Genomic DNA, 18512 nt, shown 5'->3' on the forward strand with positions numbered 1-18512 from the left:
GCAGTTGCCGCGCACCATGAATCATGCCGCAGGCGCGCGCGTACCGCGCCGCGGATCCACTACCACGAACACGTTGCCGTGCCGCGCACGCAGTGACCGATCGCTGAACCAGATCGGGCGCGCCGGCAGATGCAAGTCAGAACGAGAGTATTGAGTGAACGTTTTCTTCGAGGAATCGGGCAGTTTCAAGGCCGGCAGCGTGCTGTCGCGCCAGGGCGATGCTTTTCAGGTCGAGCTGCCGGGCGGCCGGCGCACCAAGGTGCGCGCGAAAGACGTGCTGATCGAATTCGAAAAGCCGAGCGCGGCCGAGCTGATGCAACAGGCCGACGCCGCCGCGCAGGAGATCGATCTGGACTTCCTGTGGGAATGCGCGCCTGCCGACGAATTTCCGTTCGCCACGCTCGGCGCCGAATATTTCGGCGAAAGCTTCGGCTCGATCGAGCGCGCCGCGCTGGTGTTGCGCATGCACGGCTCGCCGGTGTACTTCCGCCGCAAGGGCCGCGGCATGTATCAGCGCGCGCCACAGGAACAACTGAAGATGGCGCTCGCCGGCCTCGAGCGCAAGCGCCAGCAGGCGCTGGTGCAGGCTGGCTACGAAGACGAGCTGAAAGCCGGCCGTCTGCCGGAAGCCTTCACCGGCAGCAAGGCGCTGGCTCTGTTGACCAGGCCTGACAAGAACACGATCGAGTACAAGGCGCTCGAAGGCGCGGCGGCGGCACGCGGCATCTCGCAAGCGCGTCTGATGCTGGAAAATGGCGCCGTTCCGTCGGCGCGCGCGCTGCACGAAGCGAAATTCCTCTCCGAGTTTTTCCCGCACGGCACGGGCTTTCCGCCCGTTACGGTCGGCAGCTTGCCGGAAGATCTGCCCGAAGCAAACGTGCAGGCATTTTCGATCGACGACATCACCACGACTGAAATCGACGACGCTTTCTCCGTCGAGCATCTGGCCGATGGCCGCGTGCGGATCGGCGTGCACATCGCCGCGCCGGCGCTCGGCATTCAGCGTGGCGACGAGGTCGATGCGATCGCTCGCACGCGTCTGTCCACTGTGTATATGCCTGGCGACAAGATCACCATGCTGCCCGACAGCGTCGTCGAAGCGTTCACGCTGGCCGAAGGCGGCCTGCGTCCGGCGCTCTCGCTGTATGTGATCGTCAATCGCGAGACGCAGGAAATCGTCGCGAGCGAAACGCGCGCCGAGCGCGTGTTCGTGAAGAACAACCTGCGCCACAACACGCTCGACGAGTTGGTCACCGAAGAGGCGCTCGCCGCCGGCACCGGCGACTATCCGCACAAGGACGACATCGCCGTGCTGTGGCCGTTCGCGCAGGCGTTGTTCGAAAAGCGCCAGGCCGCGCGCGCCGGTTACGGTTTGCGTCGCGAAGTGCAGCGCAACACCGACTTCAACTTCTACGTGGAAGGCGAGCACATCACGATCACGCCGCGCCGGCGTGGGTCGCCACTCGATACGATCGTCGCCGAGCTGGCGATTCTCGCGAACTCGTCGTGGGGCGCGTTCCTGCATGACCACGGCGTGCCGGGCATTTATCGCACGCAACGCGCATTCGGTGCGCCGACCGGTCCGAAGCGTACGCGTATGCAGACCAACGCCGCGCCGCACGAAGGACTCGGCGTCACGCAGTACGCCTGGAGCACGTCGCCGCTGCGTCGTTATGTCGACCTGGTTAATCAGTGGCAGTTGATTGCCTGCGTGCAGCACGGCGTGACCGCGAAACTGGCCGCGCCGTTCAAGCCCAAAGACGCCGATCTGTTCGCTGTCGTGCAAGGTTTCGACGATACGTATACCGCGTATGCCGATCACCAGCGTCGCATGGAATATTTCTGGTGTCTGCGCTGGCTGAAGCAGGAGAACCGGAAGCAGGTGCTGGCGTCGGTGGTGAAGGGCGATCTGGTGCGCCTTGAAGAGATTCCGCTGCTGCTGCATGTGCCTGGCCTCGGCGTGCACGCGCGCGGCACGCGTTTGCAGATGGAAGTGATGTCGATCGATGAGTTGACTGTCGAAGCGTCTGTGCGTCTGCTACACGTGCTCGACGCGCCGACCGTGACGAGCGGCAGCGAGGCTGAAGAAGCGGACGAGGGCGAAGAGGAGATCATCGACGCCCCGGACGAGAGCGCCGAAGGCGAAGCCGAGGCGCAGGCGGAAGCCGAACTAGACGGCAACGATGCGGCTGCTGTGAAGAACGATGCCGAAAGCAGCGATGGCGCGGACGGTGCCGTTACCCATCAGCACATTGCGGAGCCGGGGCGATGAGCACCCAGGATTCACGCGACCGCTATGCGGTCATCGGCAACCCGGTCGGCCACAGCAAGTCGCCGTTCATTCATGGGCGCTTTGCCGCGCAGACCGGCGAGCCCGTCGAGTACGGTCATCTGCTCGCGCCGGTGGATGCGTTCGTGCCGCACGTGCGGGCCTTTATCGATGCAGGCGGGCGCGGGCTGAACGTGACCGTGCCATTCAAGCTCGACGCGCATGCCTTTGCGGACACGTTGTCGCCGCGCGCGGCGGCGGCGGGCGCGGTGAATACGTTGCGTATCGACGCGAATGGTATTTACGGCGACAACACGGACGGCTTCGGCCTCGTGCGTGACATCGAGGTGAATCTCGGCGTGTCCTTGAAGGGCGCGCGCATTCTGTTGCTCGGCGCGGGCGGCGCCGCGCGCGGCGTGGTGCTGCCGATGCTGGACCGCGCGCCGCATACGTTGACCATCGTCAATCGCACGGCGGAAAAGGCCGAGGCGCTGGTGGATCAATTCGCGCAAGCCGCGCGTGATGCCGCGTGCCGATTGAGCGGCGGTAGCGCGCGGGCGATCGAAGCGGGCACCTATGACGTGATCGTCAACGCGACGGCGGGCAGTCTGGACGCGTCGCTGCCGGAGTGCGACGACCGCGCGTTCGGCAGCGGCACGCTTGCCTACGACATGATGTATGGCGCGCATCCGACGGTCTTCATGGAGCACGCGCGCAAGCTGGGCGCGCGAGGTGCGGACGGCCTCGGCATGTTGGTCGAACAGGCGGCTGAATCGTTTTACGTGTGGCGTGGCGTGCGGCCTGACGGCGCGCCGGTGCTGGCCGAATTGCGCGCGCTGTTGACGGCGCCGTCACACGCCTAAGGCGGCGTTTACTTTGCAGCGGCGATTGACACGAGGACTCGACGCACGATGACAGCAACGCGGCGCGTGAGCCGGCCAGGTCCGGTGCGATGGATCGTCTATCTGGGCGCCGTGGTGGCGATTGCGTGGCTGGCGACGCAGGCGTTTTACTTCGGGCAGATCGCGGTTTGGAACTACGTCAATCCGCGGAGTACGTCGTTTATGCGGTCGGACGCGTGGCGGTTGTCGCAGGATCGGCCGGATCTTTCAGTGCAGCATACGTGGGTGTCGTATGACCAGATTTCGCGGAATTTGAAGCGCGCGATTATTGCTTCCGAGGATGCGAATTTTGTTAATAACAACGGGTATGAGACTGACGCTATTTTGCAGGCATGGGAGCGGAATAAGGCTAAGGGCAAGATTGTGCGCGGTGGGTCGACTATCACTCAGCAGCTGGCGCGGAATCTGTTCTTGTCGCGGGAGAAGAGTTATATCCGGAAGGGGCAGGAACTCATCATTACCTGGATGCTTGAGAGCTTGATGGATAAGGAACGGATCTTTGAGATTTATCTCAACTCCGTTGAGTGGGGGAATGGGGTTTATGGGGCTGAGGCGGCGGCTCATTACTACTACAAGACTTCGGCGAGTAGGTTGACTGCTGCGCAGTCGGCGCGATTGGCTGTCATGCTGCCGCAGCCTAAGTATTTTGATGAGCATCGAGGGTCGCAGTATCTGGCGCAGCGGGCGCGGGTTATTGCGAGGCGGATGGGGGCGGCTGAGTTGCCCGATTGATGAGGTTTTTGCCCTTGCGCGGTGCTTTGGGTGAGGTTTTTGTGGTGTTGGCCTTTCCTTGTATTCTCAGTGGTCTATTAGCGTCGCCCCTGTGCGGGGCAGGCACCTACTTTCTTTGCCGCGGCAAAGAAAGTAGGCAAAGAAAGCCGCTTCACACCGCTAACCTTTAAGCGGGGCCCTCGCGCAGTCGCAATAGTGGTGCATCTGGAATCTGTGCTCTCGCACATTCGGCGCTAGTGACAAGGCCGTCATACTTCCCGCCTCGCGCTACGCGCTCGCCGGAAGGGTCTGCTCCTATCCGAACCAGTGGGTTTCTCTGTGCGCTGTGGGGCCGTCGGCTTCGCCTCGGCTTTGGGCCCTAGCGACTTTCGGTATTTGGTGCGCTTCAGTTCGGGGCTTCTTCGAAGCGCCGTATATCGACGCAGAGCTTTGTCAATGCGCTGCTGTCGTTGCTCGCGTGATGGTTCTAAAGCGAGGTTGTCTGTTCTGCATCGTTCTTTTTGCGCCGATACGCTCACGGTCTTCTGACGCTGTCTTCGTGGCCTTTGCAAGAAGGTCCGCTGCGTGGCGCGCTGTGATGCGGCTCTGCGGAATTCCCTTCGCATCAAGCGCGATCACCTGGTACAACTCGCGGTCGATCTCGACTTCGCGTTGGTAATCCTCGCCCGTGTCGAGCAGCAGTTCCAGTAATTTCCGTTGGCGATGTCTCTCCTCTCGCGTCACCGCCGGACTCCTGACTATCGAGGCCGCAAGTGTCACCAGCTTGTCCAGTTGACTTAGCTGCCGCTCAAGCAGCCCAAAGGCGGACAAGGCGAGCTTTTCGTATTGAAGTGCATCAACGGGTGGGCGCGACGTGGTGCGTGAATTCTTGACCGATTTACTCATGGCGCGATCTCCCTGAAACTTACCTGGATCGCCCGACACGCGCTTGCAAGGTGGTGAGCGGGCACAGTGACGGGGTTAACAGACCGGAGCGCAGTACCAAAAACCGGCGAGCCGTGAGGCTCCCCCGCCAAGGCCCGCCCGTTGAGAACAGACGCGCAAAGGCAGCCGCACAGTTGCTTGAGCAATCGTACGGGATACTACGCTAGTAGGCTGTTAAACCTGTATGTCGCGGAATACACGACACAAGAATTCTAAAACGTGTCTTCCAGCAAGCGAACATCTGCGCAGGCTAAAAGGTGCGTGCCGCAATCAATTCCGAAATTTCTCAAGCCCTAGTTCATGTTCTCAACGGCTGTGCTGAGAAGAGGGGGGCGGGCAATGCTGAAGAGGGAGCTACTCGCGCCGTTGCAAGACCTCGCGAAACCGTTGGCCATTCGATCCCCTGCCTCGCTCTTCACACACCGACACTTCAGCGCCACGCCGAGGCGAAGCCAACGGCCCCACAGTACGCAGGGAAACCTACGAGCTAGAAGCGGACCCATCCGGCGAGCGCGCAGCGCGAGGCGGGAGGTATGACGGCTTTGTCACCGTGGCCGAATGTGCGAGGGCACAGATTCCAGATGCACCACTACTGCGGCTGTGCGAGGGCCCCGCTTAGAGGTTAGCGGTGTGAAGCGGCTTTCTTTGCCTACTTTCTTTGCCGCGGCAAAGAAAGTAGGTGCCTGCCCCGCACAGGGGCGACGCTAATAGACCACTAACAATGCAAGGAAAGGCCAACACCCGCAAACCACACCCCCAAGAAATCCCCCACGGCAAAAAAATCCCATTATCTGAATCCAACACTCACATATTGGAGCTTTCTCAAAAACCGCCCTACAATCCACCCCAACAAGCAGAAAGCGCCGCACGGCACGGAGAAACTCCCGCCGCGAGGCGCCGAACAAGCGACAGCAAGAAGAAACCGGAGACAAAGCCCAAACCATGCCCAAAACCCAAAGGCATCACCGCCGCGCCAGCCATACCGCGAGCAATCAAGGCCCTCTCTCCGGCCCCGCGCTGTAAGCGCAAAAAACCACCGAAAAGCGAATCGCCATGAACAAAGCGATGCCTACTCACGCCGCGAGCGAATCCGAAGCCGATCTATCGCCATCCGTCGACCACGCGACTAGCGGCACGCCGCCGCGTCCGTCGGCGCCCGCCGCCAGGACACCGCGCGCGAACGCCGGCATCCACCCGGCCCCGATCGACGGAATCGCGCTCCCCAGCACGCTGCTAGACATCACCCCGCAGCAAGCCGGCACGCAAACCCTCCTGCGCGGCCTGGCGATCCTGGAAGCCGCAGCAGCGGGCGTGCGCGACCTCCGCACCTTCGGCGCCGCGCTCGGCACGACCCGCAGCACCACGCATCGCCTGGTCAGCAGCCTCGTGCAGGCGCGCTATCTGCGTCAGGTCCAAGGCGGCTACCTGCTCGGCCCGAAGCTAATCGAACTCGGCACGATCGCGCTCGAACAGATGCCGCTCACCGCGGTCGCTCGCCAGCACCTCGAATCGCTCGCGGAACAAACCCTCGATACGATCCACCTCGGCGTGCGCGACGGCGACGACGTCCTCTACATCGACAAAATCCCCGGCACCCGCGGCCTCGAAATGCGCTCACGCGTCGGTCACCGCATGCCGCTGGCATCGACGGGGATCGGCAAGGCCATGATGCTCGACCTCACGCCCGACGTTTGGCAGTCGCTCTTCGACGCCTCGCGCCGCGCGCTCGCCGGCGTCAGTTTCAAGCCGGATAACCGTCCCGACGCGCAGACCTTCATGCAGCGCATGACCAACTACGCCGCCGGCGGCTACACCTTCGATCTCGAAGAAAACGAAGCGTCGATCCGCTGCGTCGCGGCTCCCGTGCGCGATGCGTCGGGCGCGGTGGTGGCGGCGCTGTCGGTGGCGAGCACGATTCCATACATGTCGCTCGAACGCATGGACGAACTGATTCCGGTCGTGCAGCGCGAAGCGCGCGCGATTTCGGAAGAACTCGGCTGGCGCGCTCCACAGCCGGCAACCCGCAGGATCAAGCGATGAAGCGAGCGGGTTCTCCCACCCAGGCAGCCGGCCACGCCGCAGCCGTATCGACCGACGCGAGCCACGAGCACGCCGCGCTGATCGCGCTCGACTGGGGCACGACATCGCTGCGCGCCTATCTGTACGACGCGTCCGGCAACGTGCTGGCGACGCGCGCATCGACGGCGGGCATCATGAATCTGCCGCGCAGCGCGGAGCAGGGCGGCTTCGACGCGGCCTTCGACGACGCCTGCGGCGCCTGGCTCGAACACGCGCCCGGCGCGCCGGTGATCGCGGCAGGCATGGTCGGGAGCGCGCAGGGCTGGCTGGAAGCGCCGTACGTGGACACGCCGGCGAGCGCCGATGCGCTGGTGGCCGGCATCGTCCGCGTGCAGGCGGCGTGCGGCGTGACGCTGCATATCGTGCCGGGCGTCCTGCAACGCGGCGAACTGCCCAACGTCATGCGCGGCGAAGAAACGCAAATCTTCGGCGCACTCGGCGAAGAAACGAACACCGCCGACAGCGGCAAGCGCTCGTTGATCGGCCTCCCCGGCACCCACGCGAAATGGGCGGTGGTGCAGGCGGACCGCATCGAACGTTTTCATACCTTCATGACCGGCGAAGTATTTGCGGCACTGCGCGAACACACGATTCTTGGCCGCACGATGCTCACCCCTGATCTTCCGGACACCGGCGCGTTCCTGCATGGCGTGAACATCGCGCGGGAAAAAGGCCAGGCGGGAGTGCTCGCGACCGTGTTCAGTTCGCGCACGCTCGGCCTGACCGGACAACTGTCGCGCGAACAGCAACCGGACTATCTGTCGGGGTTACTGATCGGACACGAACTGGCCGGTCTCGACGCCGTGCTTGCGCAACAGCAAAGCGCGCTCGCCGGGCAGAGCCTGCGCCTGATCGGCAACGAAGCGCTGTGCGAGCGTTATCGGCTCGCGCTGGCGCAATTCGGCTGCACCCAGGCGGAACTGGTCAAGCATGCCACCGAGCGCGGCCTGTGGCGCGTCGCCTCGCAGGCGGGGCTCGTCAAACCGGCCGCCAAGACAGCGCGCGCCTGACCATCAGCGCCGCCGCTCACGAAACAAGGAACCGACATGCAACCTCATATCAATCTGCCCGCTCCGTACATGCCGCACGCGGGTTTGGTCGCGGCGTTCGAGGCGTGTCCGCTGATCGCGATCATGCGCGGCGTGACGCCCGCCGATGTCGCCGAGCACGGTCAGGCGCTTTACGAAGCCGGCTTCCGGATTGTCGAAGTGCCGCTGAATTCGCCGCAGCCTTTCGACAGCATCGCAGCGATCCGCAAGGTGTTGCCGGCGGATGCGATCGTCGGCGCGGGTACGGTGCTGCATCCGAGTTTCGTCAACGACGTGAAGTCGGCGGGCGGCGAACTGATCGTCATGCCGCATAGCGATCCGGAAGTCGTCGGTGCAGCGAAAGCGCAAGGCATGGCCTGCGCGCCGGGCGTCGCGACGCCCAACGAAGCATTCCTCGCGCTGAAAAACGGCGCGGACGTGCTGAAGATGTTCCCCGCCGAACAACTCGGCTGTCAGGTGGTGAAAGCGTGGCGCGCGGTGATCGCGGCGGAAGTGCCGCTGGTACCGGTCGGCGGCATCACGCCCGACAACATGGGCCCGTTTCTGAGCGCGGGCGCGAACGGCTTCGGCCTCGGCTCGGCGCTGTATAAGCCGGGGCAGAGTGCGGCAGTGACGGCTTCGCACGCGAAGGCGTACATCAACGGTTTGCGCATCGCTCGCGCGGGTGCGAAGAAATGAAACGGCTCGCCGGCAAAGTCGCGCTTGTCACCGGCGCCGGTCGCGGTATCGGCGCGGCGATCGCGCATGCGTTCGCGCGCGAAGGCGCGGCAGTCGTGCTGGCCGAACTGGATATCGAGACCGCGCAGCAGACGGCGGAGCACATCGAGTCGCAGACCGGCGCGCACGTGCTCGCGGTGCACACGGACGTGACGCAATCCGCGTCGGTTCAGCACGCGGTGAGCGAAGCCGAACGCGCATTCGGCGCGCTCGACGTGCTGGTGAACAACGCCGGCATCAACGTTTTCTGCGACCCGCTCACCATGACCGACGACGACTGGCGCCGCTGCTTCGCGGTCGATCTCGACGGCGTGTGGAACGGTTGCCGCGCGGCCTTGCCGGGCATGGTCGAACGCGGCGCGGGCAGCATTGTGAACATCGCCTCGACACATTCGTTCAAGATCATTCCGGGCTGTTTTCCGTACCCGGTGGCGAAGCACGGCGTGATTGGACTGACGCGCGCGCTCGGCATCGAATACGCGCCGCGCAACGTGCGGGTCAACGCGATCGCGCCGGGTTACATCGAAACGCAATTGACGCATGACTGGTGGAACGAACAAGCCGATCCGGCCGCCGCCCAGCAGGCGACGCTCGATCTGCAGCCGATGAAACGCATTGGCCGCCCGGAAGAAGTGGCGATGACAGCGGTGTTTCTCGCCTCGGACGAAGCGCCGTTCATCAACGCCACCTGCATCACGGTGGATGGCGGGCGCTCGGCGCTGTATCACGACTGATTTTTGCAGGACTCGGATTGCGCAGGGGCGCATGGAGTACACCGGACGACGCGCTGGCCGCGTGTGTCACACCCGGTACAAGAAGACGCGGCCGATACCTTCTCGTTATCAATTAGTCAGGAGACACGCATCATGAAACGTAGAATTTTCCTCACGCTGGCAGCAGCGGCGACGGGTGTGCTCTTCAACGCACCGGTCGCGCAAGCCGCCGATCCGGTGAAGATCGGCTTCCTCGTGAAGCAGCCGGAAGAACCGTGGTTCCAGGACGAGTGGAAGTTCGCCGAAATCGCCGCCAAGGAAAAGGGCTTCACGCTGGTGAAGATCGGCGCGCCGTCGGGCGAGAAGGTGATGAGCGCCATCGACAACCTGTCGGCGCAAAAGGCGCAGGGCTTCGTGATCTGCACGCCTGACGTCAAGCTCGGACCGGGCATCGTCGCGAAAGCGAAGGCCGACGGCCTGAAGATGATGACGGTGGACGACCGCCTGGTCGATGGCGCGGGCAAGCCGATCGCGTCGGTGCCGCATATGGGCATCTCGGCGTACAACATCGGCAAGCAGGTCGGTGACGGCCTGGCTGCGGAAATCAAGAAGCGCGGCTGGGACATGAAGGACGTGGGCGCGATCGACGTGACCTACGAACAGTTGCCGACCGCGCATGACCGCACCAGCGGCGCAACCGACGCACTGATCGCCGCCGGCTTCCCGAAGGCGAACATCATCGCCGCGCCGCAAGCGAAGACCGACACGGAAAACGCGTTCAACGCCGCCAACATCGCGCTGACGAAGAATCCGAACTTCAAGCACTGGGTCGCTTACGGCCTGAACGACGAAGCCGTGCTCGGCGCCGTGCGTGCCGCTGAAGGCCGCGGCTTCAAGGCGGACAACATGATCGGTATCGGCATCGGCGGTTCGGACTCGGCACTCAACGAGTTCAAGAAGCCGTCGCCGACGGGCTTCTACGGCACGGTCATCATCAGCCCGAAGCGTCACGGCGAAGAAACCTCCACGCTGATGTACGACTGGATCACGCAAGGCAAGGCACCGCCCCCGCTCACGCTGACGACCGGCATGCTGGCCACGCGTGACAACGTTGCCGACGTGCGCCAGAAGATGGGCCTCGCGGCGAATTGAGCGGGTTGATTCCGCACGTGGTGAGATGAAGTGAACTGCCGGCGCGTGTTCTCTTTCGCGAAAGAGGGCATGTGTCGGCAGCAGCAATAAAAGATCAGCAGTAGAGACAGGCCGTGCTTTTGCGATGTTGCCCACGAAGCACATCGACGAACTCGGTTCACACGAAGCAACAGGAGGCGAAGTGTCAGCGACGCTACGTTTTGACAATATCGGTAAAGTCTTTCCAGGCGTGCGCGCGCTCGACGGTGTGTCCTTCGACGTCAACGTCGGCCAGGTGCACGGCCTGATGGGCGAAAACGGCGCAGGGAAATCGACCCTGCTGAAGATTCTCGGTGGTGAATACCAGCCCGACTCGGGCCGCGTGATGATCGACGGCAACGAGGTGCGCTTCACGAGCGCGGCGTCGTCGATCGCGGCGGGCATCGCAGTGATTCACCAGGAGCTGCAATACGTGCCCGATCTGACGGTCGCGGAAAACCTGCTGCTCGGTCAACTGCCGAACTCGCTCGGCTGGGTCAACAAGCGCGAAGCCAAACGCTTCGTGCGCGAACGCCTCGAGGCGATGGGCGTGGCGCTCGATCCGAACGCGAAACTGCGCAAGCTCTCGATCGCGCAACGGCAGATGGTGGAAATCTGCAAGGCGCTGCTACGCAACGCGCGCGTGATTGCGCTGGACGAGCCGACCAGTTCGCTGTCGCATCGTGAGACGGAAGTGCTGTTCAAGCTGGTGCGCGATCTGCGCGCCGACAACCGCGCGATGATCTACATCTCGCACCGCATGGACGAGATCTACGAACTGTGCGACGCCTGCACGATCTTCCGCGACGGCCGCAAGATCGCTTCGCATCCGACGCTTGAAGGCGTGTCGCGCGACACCATCGTCAGCGAGATGGTGGGGCGGGAAATTTCGGACATCTATAACTACTCGGCGCGGCCGCTCGGCGAAGTGCGTTTCGCGGCGAAAGCGATCGAAGGCCACGCGCTCGCGCAGCCGGCCAGCTTCGAAGTGCGGCGCGGCGAGATTGTCGGCTTCTTCGGCCTGGTGGGCGCGGGCCGCAGCGAACTGATGCATCTGGTGTACGGCGCCGATCACAAGAAGGGCGGCGAGTTGATGCTCGACGGCAAGCCGATCAAGGTGCGCAGCGCGGGCGAAGCGATCAGGCACGGCATCGTGCTGTGCCCGGAAGACCGCAAGGAAGAGGGCATTGTCGCGATGGCGACCGTGTCGGAGAACATCAATATCAGTTGCCGCCGTCACTATCTGCGCGCCGGGATGTTCCTCGACCGCAAGAAGGAAGCGGAAACCGCGGACCGTTTCATCAAGCTGCTGAAGATCAAGACGCCGAGCCGCCGCCAGAAAATCCGTTTCCTTTCGGGGGGTAATCAGCAGAAGGCGATTCTGTCGCGCTGGTTGGCCGAGCCTGATCTGAAAGTGGTGATTCTCGACGAGCCGACGCGCGGTATCGACGTCGGCGCGAAGCATGAAATCTACAACGTGATCTATCAGCTTGCCGAACGCGGCTGCGCGATCGTGATGATTTCGTCGGAGCTGCCGGAAGTGCTCGGCGTGTCCGACCGGATCGTCGTAATGCGCCAGGGCCGGATTTCCGGCGAACTGTCGCGTAAGGATGCAACGGAACAATCGGTATTGAGCCTCGCGCTGCCGCAAAGCTCGACCGCACTGCCCGGAACGGAAACCGCTGCCCAACAGGCGGCCTGAACATCATTCGGACGAAAGTCCGGCAACCCGTGGGGAACGGGAGGAGTCTTCAACATGCAAGCCAGAGAAAACCTCGCGCAACAGGCCGCCAAGAGCGCTGCCGATGCGTTGATTCCGCAGTCGAACGACAAGGCCAAATGGTGGCAACAGATCACCGAGTACAGCCTGATCGTGATCTTCGTCGTGATGTTCGTCACGATGTCGCTGACCGTCGATCACTTCTTCTCGATCGAGAACATGCTCGGCCTCGCGCTGTCGATCTCGCAGATCGGCATGGTCGCGTGCACGATGATGTTCTGTCTCGCCTCGCGCGATTTCGACTTGTCGGTTGGCTCGACGGTCGCGTTCGCCGGCGTGTTGTGTGCGATGGTGCTCAACGCGACTGGTAACACGTTCATCGCGATCGTCGCGGCGGTGGCGGCGGGCGGCGTGATCGGTTTCGTCAACGGCGCGGTGATCGCGTATCTGCGCATCAACGCGCTGATCACGACGCTCGCCACGATGGAAATCGTCCGCGGTCTCGGCTTTATCGTCTCGCACGGTCAGGCGGTGGGCGTGTCGTCGGACACGTTTATCGCGCTCGGCGGCTTGAGCTTCTTCGGCGTGTCGCTGCCGATCTGGGTCACGCTGCTGTGCTTCATCGTGTTCGGCGTGATGCTCAACCAGACCGTGTATGGCCGCAATACGCTCGCAATCGGCGGCAATCCGGAAGCCTCGCGTCTGGCCGGTATCAATGTGGAACACACGCGCGTCTACATCTTCCTGATCCAGGGCGCGGTGACGGCGCTGGCCGGTGTGATTTTGGCCTCGCGTATCACGTCGGGTCAGCCGAATGCCGCGGAAGGCTTCGAGCTGAACGTGATTTCGGCGTGCGTGCTGGGCGGCGTGTCGCTGCTCGGCGGCCGCGCGACCATTTCCGGCGTAGTGATCGGCGTGCTGATCATGGGCACGGTCGAGAACGTGATGAACCTGATGAACATCGACGCGTTCTATCAGTACCTCGTGCGTGGCGCGATCCTGCTCGCCGCCGTGCTGCTCGACCAGTTGAAGAACCGCGGCTCGCGCGATTAAGCCCGCCGCCCACTCACTTGCTCTAAAAGGAATCGAACGATGTCGTCTCCGGCCAATGCAAACGTCCGTCTCGCGGACAGCGCCTTCGCGCGTTATCCGAGCCTCGTCGACCGCACGGTGTTGATCACGGGCGGCGCGACCGGCATCGGCGCATCGTTCGTCGAGCATTTCGCGGCGCAAGGCGCGCGCGTCGCGTTTTTCGATATCGACGCGAGCGCTGGTGAAGCGCTTGCCGACGAACTGGGCGATTCGAGACACAAGCCGCTGTTCCTGTCGTGCGATCTGACCGACATCGACGCGCTGCAAAAGGCAATCGCCGACGTAAAGGCCGCGCTCGGTCCGATTCAGGTGCTGGTGAACAACGCCGCGAACGACAAGCGCCATACGATCGGCGAAGTCACGCGCGAGTCGTTCGACGCGGGCATCGCGGTGAACATCCGTCACCAGTTCTTCGCGGCGCAGGCGGTGATGGAAGACATGAAAGCCGCCAACAGCGGCTCGATCATCAATCTCGGTTCGATCAGCTGGATGCTGAAAAACGGCGGCTATCCGGTCTATGTGATGTCGAAGTCCGCAGTGCAGGGTTTGACGCGCGGTCTTGCGCGCGACCTCGGCCACTTCAATATCCGCGTCAACACGCTGGTGCCGGGCTGGGTCATGACCGAGAAGCAAAAACGCTTGTGGCTCGACGACGCGGGCCGTCGTTCGATCAAGGAAGGGCAGTGTATCGACGCCGAGCTGGAACCGGCCGACCTCGCGCGCATGGCGCTCTTCCTCGCCGCCGACGACAGCCGGATGATCACCGCGCAGGACATCATCGTGGACGGAGGCTGGGCGTGAGTGCGAGCGGTTCATCCAGCACGGCCGCGCTGCTGCTCGATACGAAATGCACGCTCGGCGAAGGCGCGACATGGTGCGCGCAGACCGGCCGTTTCTACTGGACGGATATTGAAGGCGCGCGTCTGTGGCGCTACGACCCACGGGACGGCAGCAACATGTCCTGGCCGATGCCCGAGCGCCTCGCCACCTTTGCGCTGTGCGCGGATCCGCGTTACCTGTTGCTCGGCCTGGCCACGCATCTCGCGTTTTTCGAGCTGGCCACCGGCGAGACGCGGCGCATCATCGACGTCGAGGCCGGCTTGAACACCCGCGTGAACGACGGCCGCTGCGATCGTCAGGGCCGCTTCGTGTTCGGCACCAAAGATGAGGGCGCGCCGTTGCAGGCAATCGGCGGCTTCTACCGGCTCAGTCAAGATTTGTCGCTGGAGCGTTTGCCGTTGCCCGCGCCGGCGATCTCGAACAGCATCGCGTTCAGTCCCGACGGCGGGACGATGTACTACTGTGATTCGCCGACACGCGAAATCCGTGCGTGCGACTATCGCGCGGACGGCAGCATCGCCAATGACCGCCTGTTCACCCGCCTCACCGACGCCAGCGGCGAACCCGACGGCTCGACCGTCGACCGCGACGGCGGCCTGTGGAACGCGCAGTGGGGCGGCCGGCGCGTGGTGCGTTACGGACCGGACGGCGTGGAAACGGAGCGCGTCGACGTGCCGACCGCGCAGCCGAGTTGCGTCGCGCTGGGCGGCACGCAGTTCGACACGCTGTACATTACGAGCGCGCGCTGCGGCCTCGATGCAGCGGCGCTCGCCGACGATATGCAGGCAGGCGGCGTGTTTATCGCCACGCTCGGACGGCAAGGTTTGCCGGAGCCGGTGTTCCAAGGCGCGCCCGCTTAGCGCAGAATGACGCTGCCTCGCTCCCGAGGCAGCCATGAAGCAACCAAGCACGGTCGGGCAGTGAATCAGAAGTGAATCGCAAGTTGATGGTGCAATCCCAGTGGCAGCAAATCGGCAGCATGCAGTTCGGACCCAGAGGCGACCCGTTTTAAGAAAATCGCCCAACAGCATCCGTCAGCAATGACGGCAACGTCCCAAGCCTCTCGATGGAGCCAGATATGACTGTTGCGAATCCTGTTTCCTCCTCCCCTCAGACCTCACAGAGTCGACGCTCGCGACTCGCGGCGGCGGCCAATCCGGTGCTCGCCGGTCCCAGCACGTCGGCGGTGGCCGTCGGCGAAGACAGCGGCGGCGATGTCGCATGCATCACGCTCGCCAATGCGCATCTGCGGCTCGACGTCGCGCCGACGCTCGGTGGCGGCGTCACTCGTTTCGACTGGCGTAACGACGGTGCGCTTACGCCAATCTTCCGCCGCTGCCGCCACGTCACGGCCGATACGCAACCGAACCAGTTGGCCTGTTATCCGCTGCTGCCGTATTCGAACCGCATCGGCGGCGGCCAATTCAATGTGGCGGGACGGCGGGTCGAGGTGCCGCGCAATCGCGTCGACGAGCCCTTGCCGATTCACGGCGACGGCTGGCAATCGGTCTGGCAGGTCGCGGAGTCGGATCGTGAAAACGTCCGCCTCACGCTCGAGCGCCGCGACGGCAAGCCGTACGCCTACCGTGCGACCCAAACTTACACGCTGGACGGCCCGACGCTCGTCGTCGCGCTCGAAATAGAAAATGCCGGCCGCGAGGCGCTGCCTTTCGGGCTGGGCGTGCATCCCTTCTTCGTGCGCGACGCGGACACCGAGTTGTCGGCTGCTGCCGGCGGCTTGTGGCTCTCCGGCGACGACTGGCTGCCGGTGCGGCATGTGCCGGCGCCGCCCGCCTGGCAATTCGGCGTGGCATATCCGCTGCCGGAAACCATGGTCAATCACGCTTTTACCGGCTGGAGCGGGCAAGCGGCGGTGGTGTGGCCGAAGCGCCGCCTGTCGCTGAACATTGCCGCCGACACCGATTACTACGTGCTGTACACGCCGCCCGGCGAAGACTTTTTCTGCTTCGAACCGGTGGATCATCCGATCAACGCGATGAACCTGGCCGGCGGCGCGAGCGAAAACGGCATGACTTTGCTAGGACGTGGCGAGCGACTGACGCGCACGTTCCGCTTCACCGTCGAACGCACAGGTTTGCGCTCGATGCCGGGCGCGCGCGGCTCGAAGCGGCGGCAGTAGCGGGCGAGGTTAGCGTGACAGGGCGGACGCGCGCATGCCCTGATGCGCTGCGGACAATCGGCTCGCACGCTTCGCGAGTGCCTGGCCGATGCATGTGCGCGCTCACGGCCCAGTGCGGCCGGTAGCCGCTCCTGTCGGCATCTGGCGCCGGACCGCCGCTGCCGCACGCTCCCGGCGCGGCCCGCCGCGCGGGACGGGTAAAATACGCGCCTCTTCCGTTTTCCTGCTCGCCGCGAGACCACCATGCCCAATTTCATCCAGACACTCAACGACGCCTGGCAGCGCACCAACTCGCTGCTGTGCGTCGGCCTCGATCCCGAGCCGAGCAAATTCCCGGGCGCGCTCGCGGGCCGTCCCGAGGCGATCTTCGATTTCTGCCGCACGATCGTCGACGCGACCGCGCCGTATGCGTCGTCGTTTAAACCGCAGATTGCCTACTTCGCGGCGCATCGCGCGGAAGACCAGCTCGAGCAGCTGATCGCCCACATTCACGCGAACCATCCGGGCCTGCCCGTGATTCTGGACGCGAAGCGCGGCGACATCGGCAGCACCGCCGAACAATATGCGCGCGAGGCGTTCGAGCGCTATCAGGCGGACGCGGTGACGGTGAATCCGTACATGGGCTTCGACTCGATCGAGCCGTATCTGGAGCATGCAGGCAAGGGCGTGATCGTGCTGTGCCGCACGTCGAATCCGGGCGGCTCCGATCTGCAATTCCTGGAGACGGGCGGCCGTCCGCTATATCAGGTCGTCGCGCGACTGGCGGCCGAGAAATGGAATGCGAGCGGCCAACTGAGTCTGGTGGTCGGCGCGACCTTCCCGAAGGAAATCGAGGTGGTGCGGGGGATCGTCGGCGATATGCCGCTGCTGATTCCGGGCATCGGCGCGCAAGGCGGCGACGTGCAAGCGACCGTCAACGCCGGCCGCACCGCGAACGGCACGGGCATGCTGATCAACTCGTCGCGCGCGATTATTTACGCGGGCAAGGGCGACGATTTCGCCGAAGCCGCAGCGAAGGCCGCGATGGAAACGCGGGATCGGATCAACGCGTTCCGGTAAATCATTAGCGAGCGTTGTTCGGGTGCGCGTGGGGTTCAGTTCGGCCCCAGCCGCGCGATCAACGCGGCATGCTGTGAGTGCCGCGCTTTCAACGCGTCAACATCCGCCAGCTCGAATTCGCTGAATTCGAAACCCGGCGCCACCGTGCAACCCGCCAGCGCGAAGGCCGCCGGGTCGGCGCATTCCGCCGCGAACCATAACCCTGCCGGCACTACCGCCTGAAACACCGCATCCGCGTGCGTCAGCGCGTTGCCGAGCTTGTGAGTGACCAGCGCGCCCATTTCGTCGAGCACGTGGACGAGCAGCGGTTCGCCGGCATAGAAATGCCAGACTTCATCGGACTTGATCCGATGCCACGCCGAATGCGCGCCGTCGCACAGCAGGTAATAGATCGCCGTCGACGCAGAGCGCGTGTGCGCCGAGCCGCTCTCTTTGTCGCGGATCACACGCTCCACCGAGCGATAAGTCTCGCTGAAAAATCCGCCTTCGGGATGCGGCTTGAGTTCGAGGCGGCGGATCAGTTCGTCTTTGATTGCGTGCGAATCAGGCATGGGCTTTCCGCTTCGAACAGAGGTTAGTGCTCGCGTTCGTCGAGCAAGGCTAGTACGCCGCGCAGCGCATGCGCGGCAGCCTGCACGCGAATCTTCTCGCGGTCGCCCTTGAAAATCTTGGTTTCCACCGACGTATGCAGCCGGTTGCTCCAGCCGAACGAGACCATGCCGACCGGTTTCGTCTCGGTGCCGCCGCCCGGTCCGGCCACCCCGGTAATCGACAGCGAGACCTGCGCGCGGCTGTTGCGCAGCGCGCCTTCGGCCATGGCGCGCGCCACCTGCTCGCTGACCGCGCCGTGTTTGTCGATCAGCTCGGCGGGCACGCCGATCATCTCGCTCTTCGCCTGATTCGAATACGTGACGAAGCCGCGCTCGAACCAGCCGCTGCTGCCGGAAATATCGGTGATCGCGGTCGCCACCATGCCGCCCGTGCAGGACTCGGCGGTGACGAGCATGAGGCGCTCGTCGCGCAGACGGTTGCTCACGCGAATCGCGAGCTGATGAACGACGGAATCGGTAGGCATGGCGTCAATCCGGAAAACGGGGGCTGGCGGT

At 63.9% G+C, this 18512-nt stretch carries 17 protein-coding genes; 14 read left to right on the forward strand and 3 right to left on the reverse strand.

The window, feature by feature from the left end:
• The first annotated feature begins 154 nt into the window (after nucleotides 1–154).
• From B0G71_RS00640 to mtgA, 3 genes are read left to right on the forward strand one after another with little or no spacing between them, the layout of a single operon-like run.
• Nucleotides 155–2272, forward strand: a complete 2118-nt coding sequence (locus tag B0G71_RS00640) for a ribonuclease catalytic domain-containing protein (RefSeq protein WP_116139080.1) — start codon at nucleotides 155–157, stop codon at nucleotides 2270–2272.
• A complete protein-coding gene (aroE, locus tag B0G71_RS00645; RefSeq protein ID WP_116139082.1) occupies nucleotides 2269–3132 on the forward strand; it encodes a shikimate dehydrogenase in 864 nt (287 codons plus the stop codon). Before B0G71_RS00640 ends, aroE begins: the two co-directional genes overlap by 4 nt.
• Nucleotides 3133–3180: 48 nt before the next feature.
• Nucleotides 3181–3903 carry a monofunctional biosynthetic peptidoglycan transglycosylase gene (gene mtgA / locus B0G71_RS00650; protein ID WP_116139084.1) on the forward strand — a complete coding sequence of 241 codons (723 nt, stop codon included), beginning with the start codon at nucleotides 3181–3183 and terminating at the stop codon, nucleotides 3901–3903.
• A gap of 432 nt (nucleotides 3904–4335) precedes the next feature.
• Here mtgA and B0G71_RS00660 read toward each other — a convergent pair whose 3' ends face one another.
• Nucleotides 4336–4788, reverse strand: a complete 453-nt coding sequence (locus tag B0G71_RS00660; protein ID WP_116139086.1) for a hypothetical protein — start codon at nucleotides 4786–4788, stop codon at nucleotides 4336–4338.
• 1092 nt (nucleotides 4789–5880) lie between these two features.
• Here B0G71_RS00660 and B0G71_RS00670 point away from each other — a divergent pair.
• The 11 genes from B0G71_RS00670 (at nucleotide 5881) to pyrF (ending at nucleotide 17406) form a co-directional block, all read left to right on the forward strand.
• Nucleotides 5881–6867, forward strand: coding sequence for an IclR family transcriptional regulator (locus tag B0G71_RS00670; protein ID WP_116139087.1), 987 nt, complete (start codon nucleotides 5881–5883; stop codon nucleotides 6865–6867).
• Nucleotides 6864–7916, forward strand: coding sequence for a 2-dehydro-3-deoxygalactonokinase (locus B0G71_RS00675; RefSeq protein ID WP_116139089.1), 1053 nt, complete (start codon nucleotides 6864–6866; stop codon nucleotides 7914–7916). Before B0G71_RS00670 ends, B0G71_RS00675 begins: the two co-directional genes overlap by 4 nt.
• A 36-nt stretch (nucleotides 7917–7952) precedes the next feature.
• Nucleotides 7953–8633, forward strand: a complete 681-nt coding sequence (locus tag B0G71_RS00680) for a 2-dehydro-3-deoxy-6-phosphogalactonate aldolase (protein WP_116139091.1) — start codon at nucleotides 7953–7955, stop codon at nucleotides 8631–8633.
• Complete coding sequence (locus B0G71_RS00685) at nucleotides 8630–9406, forward strand: SDR family oxidoreductase (protein ID WP_116139093.1); 777 nt, start codon at nucleotides 8630–8632, stop codon at nucleotides 9404–9406. The genes B0G71_RS00680 and B0G71_RS00685 overlap by 4 nt, the downstream gene beginning before the upstream one ends.
• A gap of 132 nt (nucleotides 9407–9538) precedes the next feature.
• Nucleotides 9539–10537 carry an arabinose ABC transporter substrate-binding protein gene (locus B0G71_RS00690; RefSeq protein WP_106311003.1) on the forward strand — a complete coding sequence of 333 codons (999 nt, stop codon included), beginning with the start codon at nucleotides 9539–9541 and terminating at the stop codon, nucleotides 10535–10537.
• Between the two features lie 181 nt (nucleotides 10538–10718).
• Nucleotides 10719–12257 (forward strand): L-arabinose ABC transporter ATP-binding protein AraG, encoded by a 1539-nt coding sequence (gene araG / locus B0G71_RS00695; protein WP_106285244.1) that lies wholly within the window; start codon nucleotides 10719–10721, stop codon nucleotides 12255–12257.
• A 54-nt stretch (nucleotides 12258–12311) separates the two neighbouring features.
• On the forward strand, nucleotides 12312–13328 hold the full coding sequence (araH, locus tag B0G71_RS00700; RefSeq protein WP_116139095.1) for an L-arabinose ABC transporter permease AraH: 1017 nt from the start codon (nucleotides 12312–12314) through the stop codon (nucleotides 13326–13328).
• A gap of 39 nt (nucleotides 13329–13367) precedes the next feature.
• Nucleotides 13368–14168: an SDR family NAD(P)-dependent oxidoreductase gene (locus tag B0G71_RS00705; protein ID WP_116139097.1), complete on the forward strand. Its 801-nt coding sequence runs from the start codon at nucleotides 13368–13370 to the stop codon at nucleotides 14166–14168.
• A complete protein-coding gene (locus B0G71_RS00710) occupies nucleotides 14165–15067 on the forward strand; it encodes an SMP-30/gluconolactonase/LRE family protein (RefSeq protein ID WP_116139098.1) in 903 nt (300 codons plus the stop codon). Before B0G71_RS00705 ends, B0G71_RS00710 begins: the two co-directional genes overlap by 4 nt.
• A gap of 218 nt (nucleotides 15068–15285) precedes the next feature.
• On the forward strand, nucleotides 15286–16347 hold the full coding sequence (locus B0G71_RS00715; RefSeq protein WP_116139100.1) for an aldose 1-epimerase: 1062 nt from the start codon (nucleotides 15286–15288) through the stop codon (nucleotides 16345–16347).
• A 243-nt stretch (nucleotides 16348–16590) separates the two neighbouring features.
• Nucleotides 16591–17406, forward strand: a complete 816-nt coding sequence (pyrF, locus tag B0G71_RS00720) for an orotidine-5'-phosphate decarboxylase (RefSeq protein ID WP_116139102.1) — start codon at nucleotides 16591–16593, stop codon at nucleotides 17404–17406.
• A 35-nt stretch (nucleotides 17407–17441) separates the two neighbouring features.
• Here the strand turns inward: pyrF and B0G71_RS00725 are convergent, their stop codons facing one another.
• Nucleotides 17442–17957, reverse strand: coding sequence for a cupin domain-containing protein (locus tag B0G71_RS00725; protein WP_116139104.1), 516 nt, complete (start codon nucleotides 17955–17957; stop codon nucleotides 17442–17444).
• A gap of 23 nt (nucleotides 17958–17980) precedes the next feature.
• Nucleotides 17981–18481 carry a CinA family protein gene (locus B0G71_RS00730; protein ID WP_106285221.1) on the reverse strand — a complete coding sequence of 167 codons (501 nt, stop codon included), beginning with the start codon at nucleotides 18479–18481 and terminating at the stop codon, nucleotides 17981–17983.
• Between the last annotated feature and the right edge of the window lie 31 nt (nucleotides 18482–18512).

This window comes from Paraburkholderia sp. BL27I4N3 (assembly GCF_003386115.1).
Lineage (GTDB): Bacteria > Pseudomonadota > Gammaproteobacteria > Burkholderiales > Burkholderiaceae > Paraburkholderia.

What these genes read in the sequence shown, in the direction of transcription:
- aroE (WP_116139082.1), top strand. Translation starts at nt 2,269, where the DNA reads ATGAGCACCCAGGATTCACGCGACCGCTATGCGGTCATCGGCAACCCG.
- mtgA (WP_116139084.1), top strand. Translation starts at nt 3,181, where the DNA reads ATGACAGCAACGCGGCGCGTGAGCCGGCCAGGTCCGGTGCGATGGATC.
- B0G71_RS00660 (WP_116139086.1), bottom strand. Translation starts at nt 4,788, where the DNA reads ATGAGTAAATCGGTCAAGAATTCACGCACCACGTCGCGCCCACCCGTT.
- B0G71_RS00670 (WP_116139087.1), top strand. Translation starts at nt 5,881, where the DNA reads ATGAACAAAGCGATGCCTACTCACGCCGCGAGCGAATCCGAAGCCGAT.
- B0G71_RS00675 (WP_116139089.1), top strand. Translation starts at nt 6,864, where the DNA reads ATGAAGCGAGCGGGTTCTCCCACCCAGGCAGCCGGCCACGCCGCAGCC.
- B0G71_RS00680 (WP_116139091.1), top strand. Translation starts at nt 7,953, where the DNA reads ATGCAACCTCATATCAATCTGCCCGCTCCGTACATGCCGCACGCGGGT.
- B0G71_RS00685 (WP_116139093.1), top strand. Translation starts at nt 8,630, where the DNA reads ATGAAACGGCTCGCCGGCAAAGTCGCGCTTGTCACCGGCGCCGGTCGC.
- B0G71_RS00690 (WP_106311003.1), top strand. Translation starts at nt 9,539, where the DNA reads ATGAAACGTAGAATTTTCCTCACGCTGGCAGCAGCGGCGACGGGTGTG.
- araH (WP_116139095.1), top strand. Translation starts at nt 12,312, where the DNA reads ATGCAAGCCAGAGAAAACCTCGCGCAACAGGCCGCCAAGAGCGCTGCC.
- B0G71_RS00705 (WP_116139097.1), top strand. Translation starts at nt 13,368, where the DNA reads ATGTCGTCTCCGGCCAATGCAAACGTCCGTCTCGCGGACAGCGCCTTC.
- B0G71_RS00715 (WP_116139100.1), top strand. Translation starts at nt 15,286, where the DNA reads ATGACTGTTGCGAATCCTGTTTCCTCCTCCCCTCAGACCTCACAGAGT.
- pyrF (WP_116139102.1), top strand. Translation starts at nt 16,591, where the DNA reads ATGCCCAATTTCATCCAGACACTCAACGACGCCTGGCAGCGCACCAAC.
- B0G71_RS00725 (WP_116139104.1), bottom strand. Translation starts at nt 17,957, where the DNA reads ATGCCTGATTCGCACGCAATCAAAGACGAACTGATCCGCCGCCTCGAA.
- B0G71_RS00730 (WP_106285221.1), bottom strand. Translation starts at nt 18,481, where the DNA reads ATGCCTACCGATTCCGTCGTTCATCAGCTCGCGATTCGCGTGAGCAAC.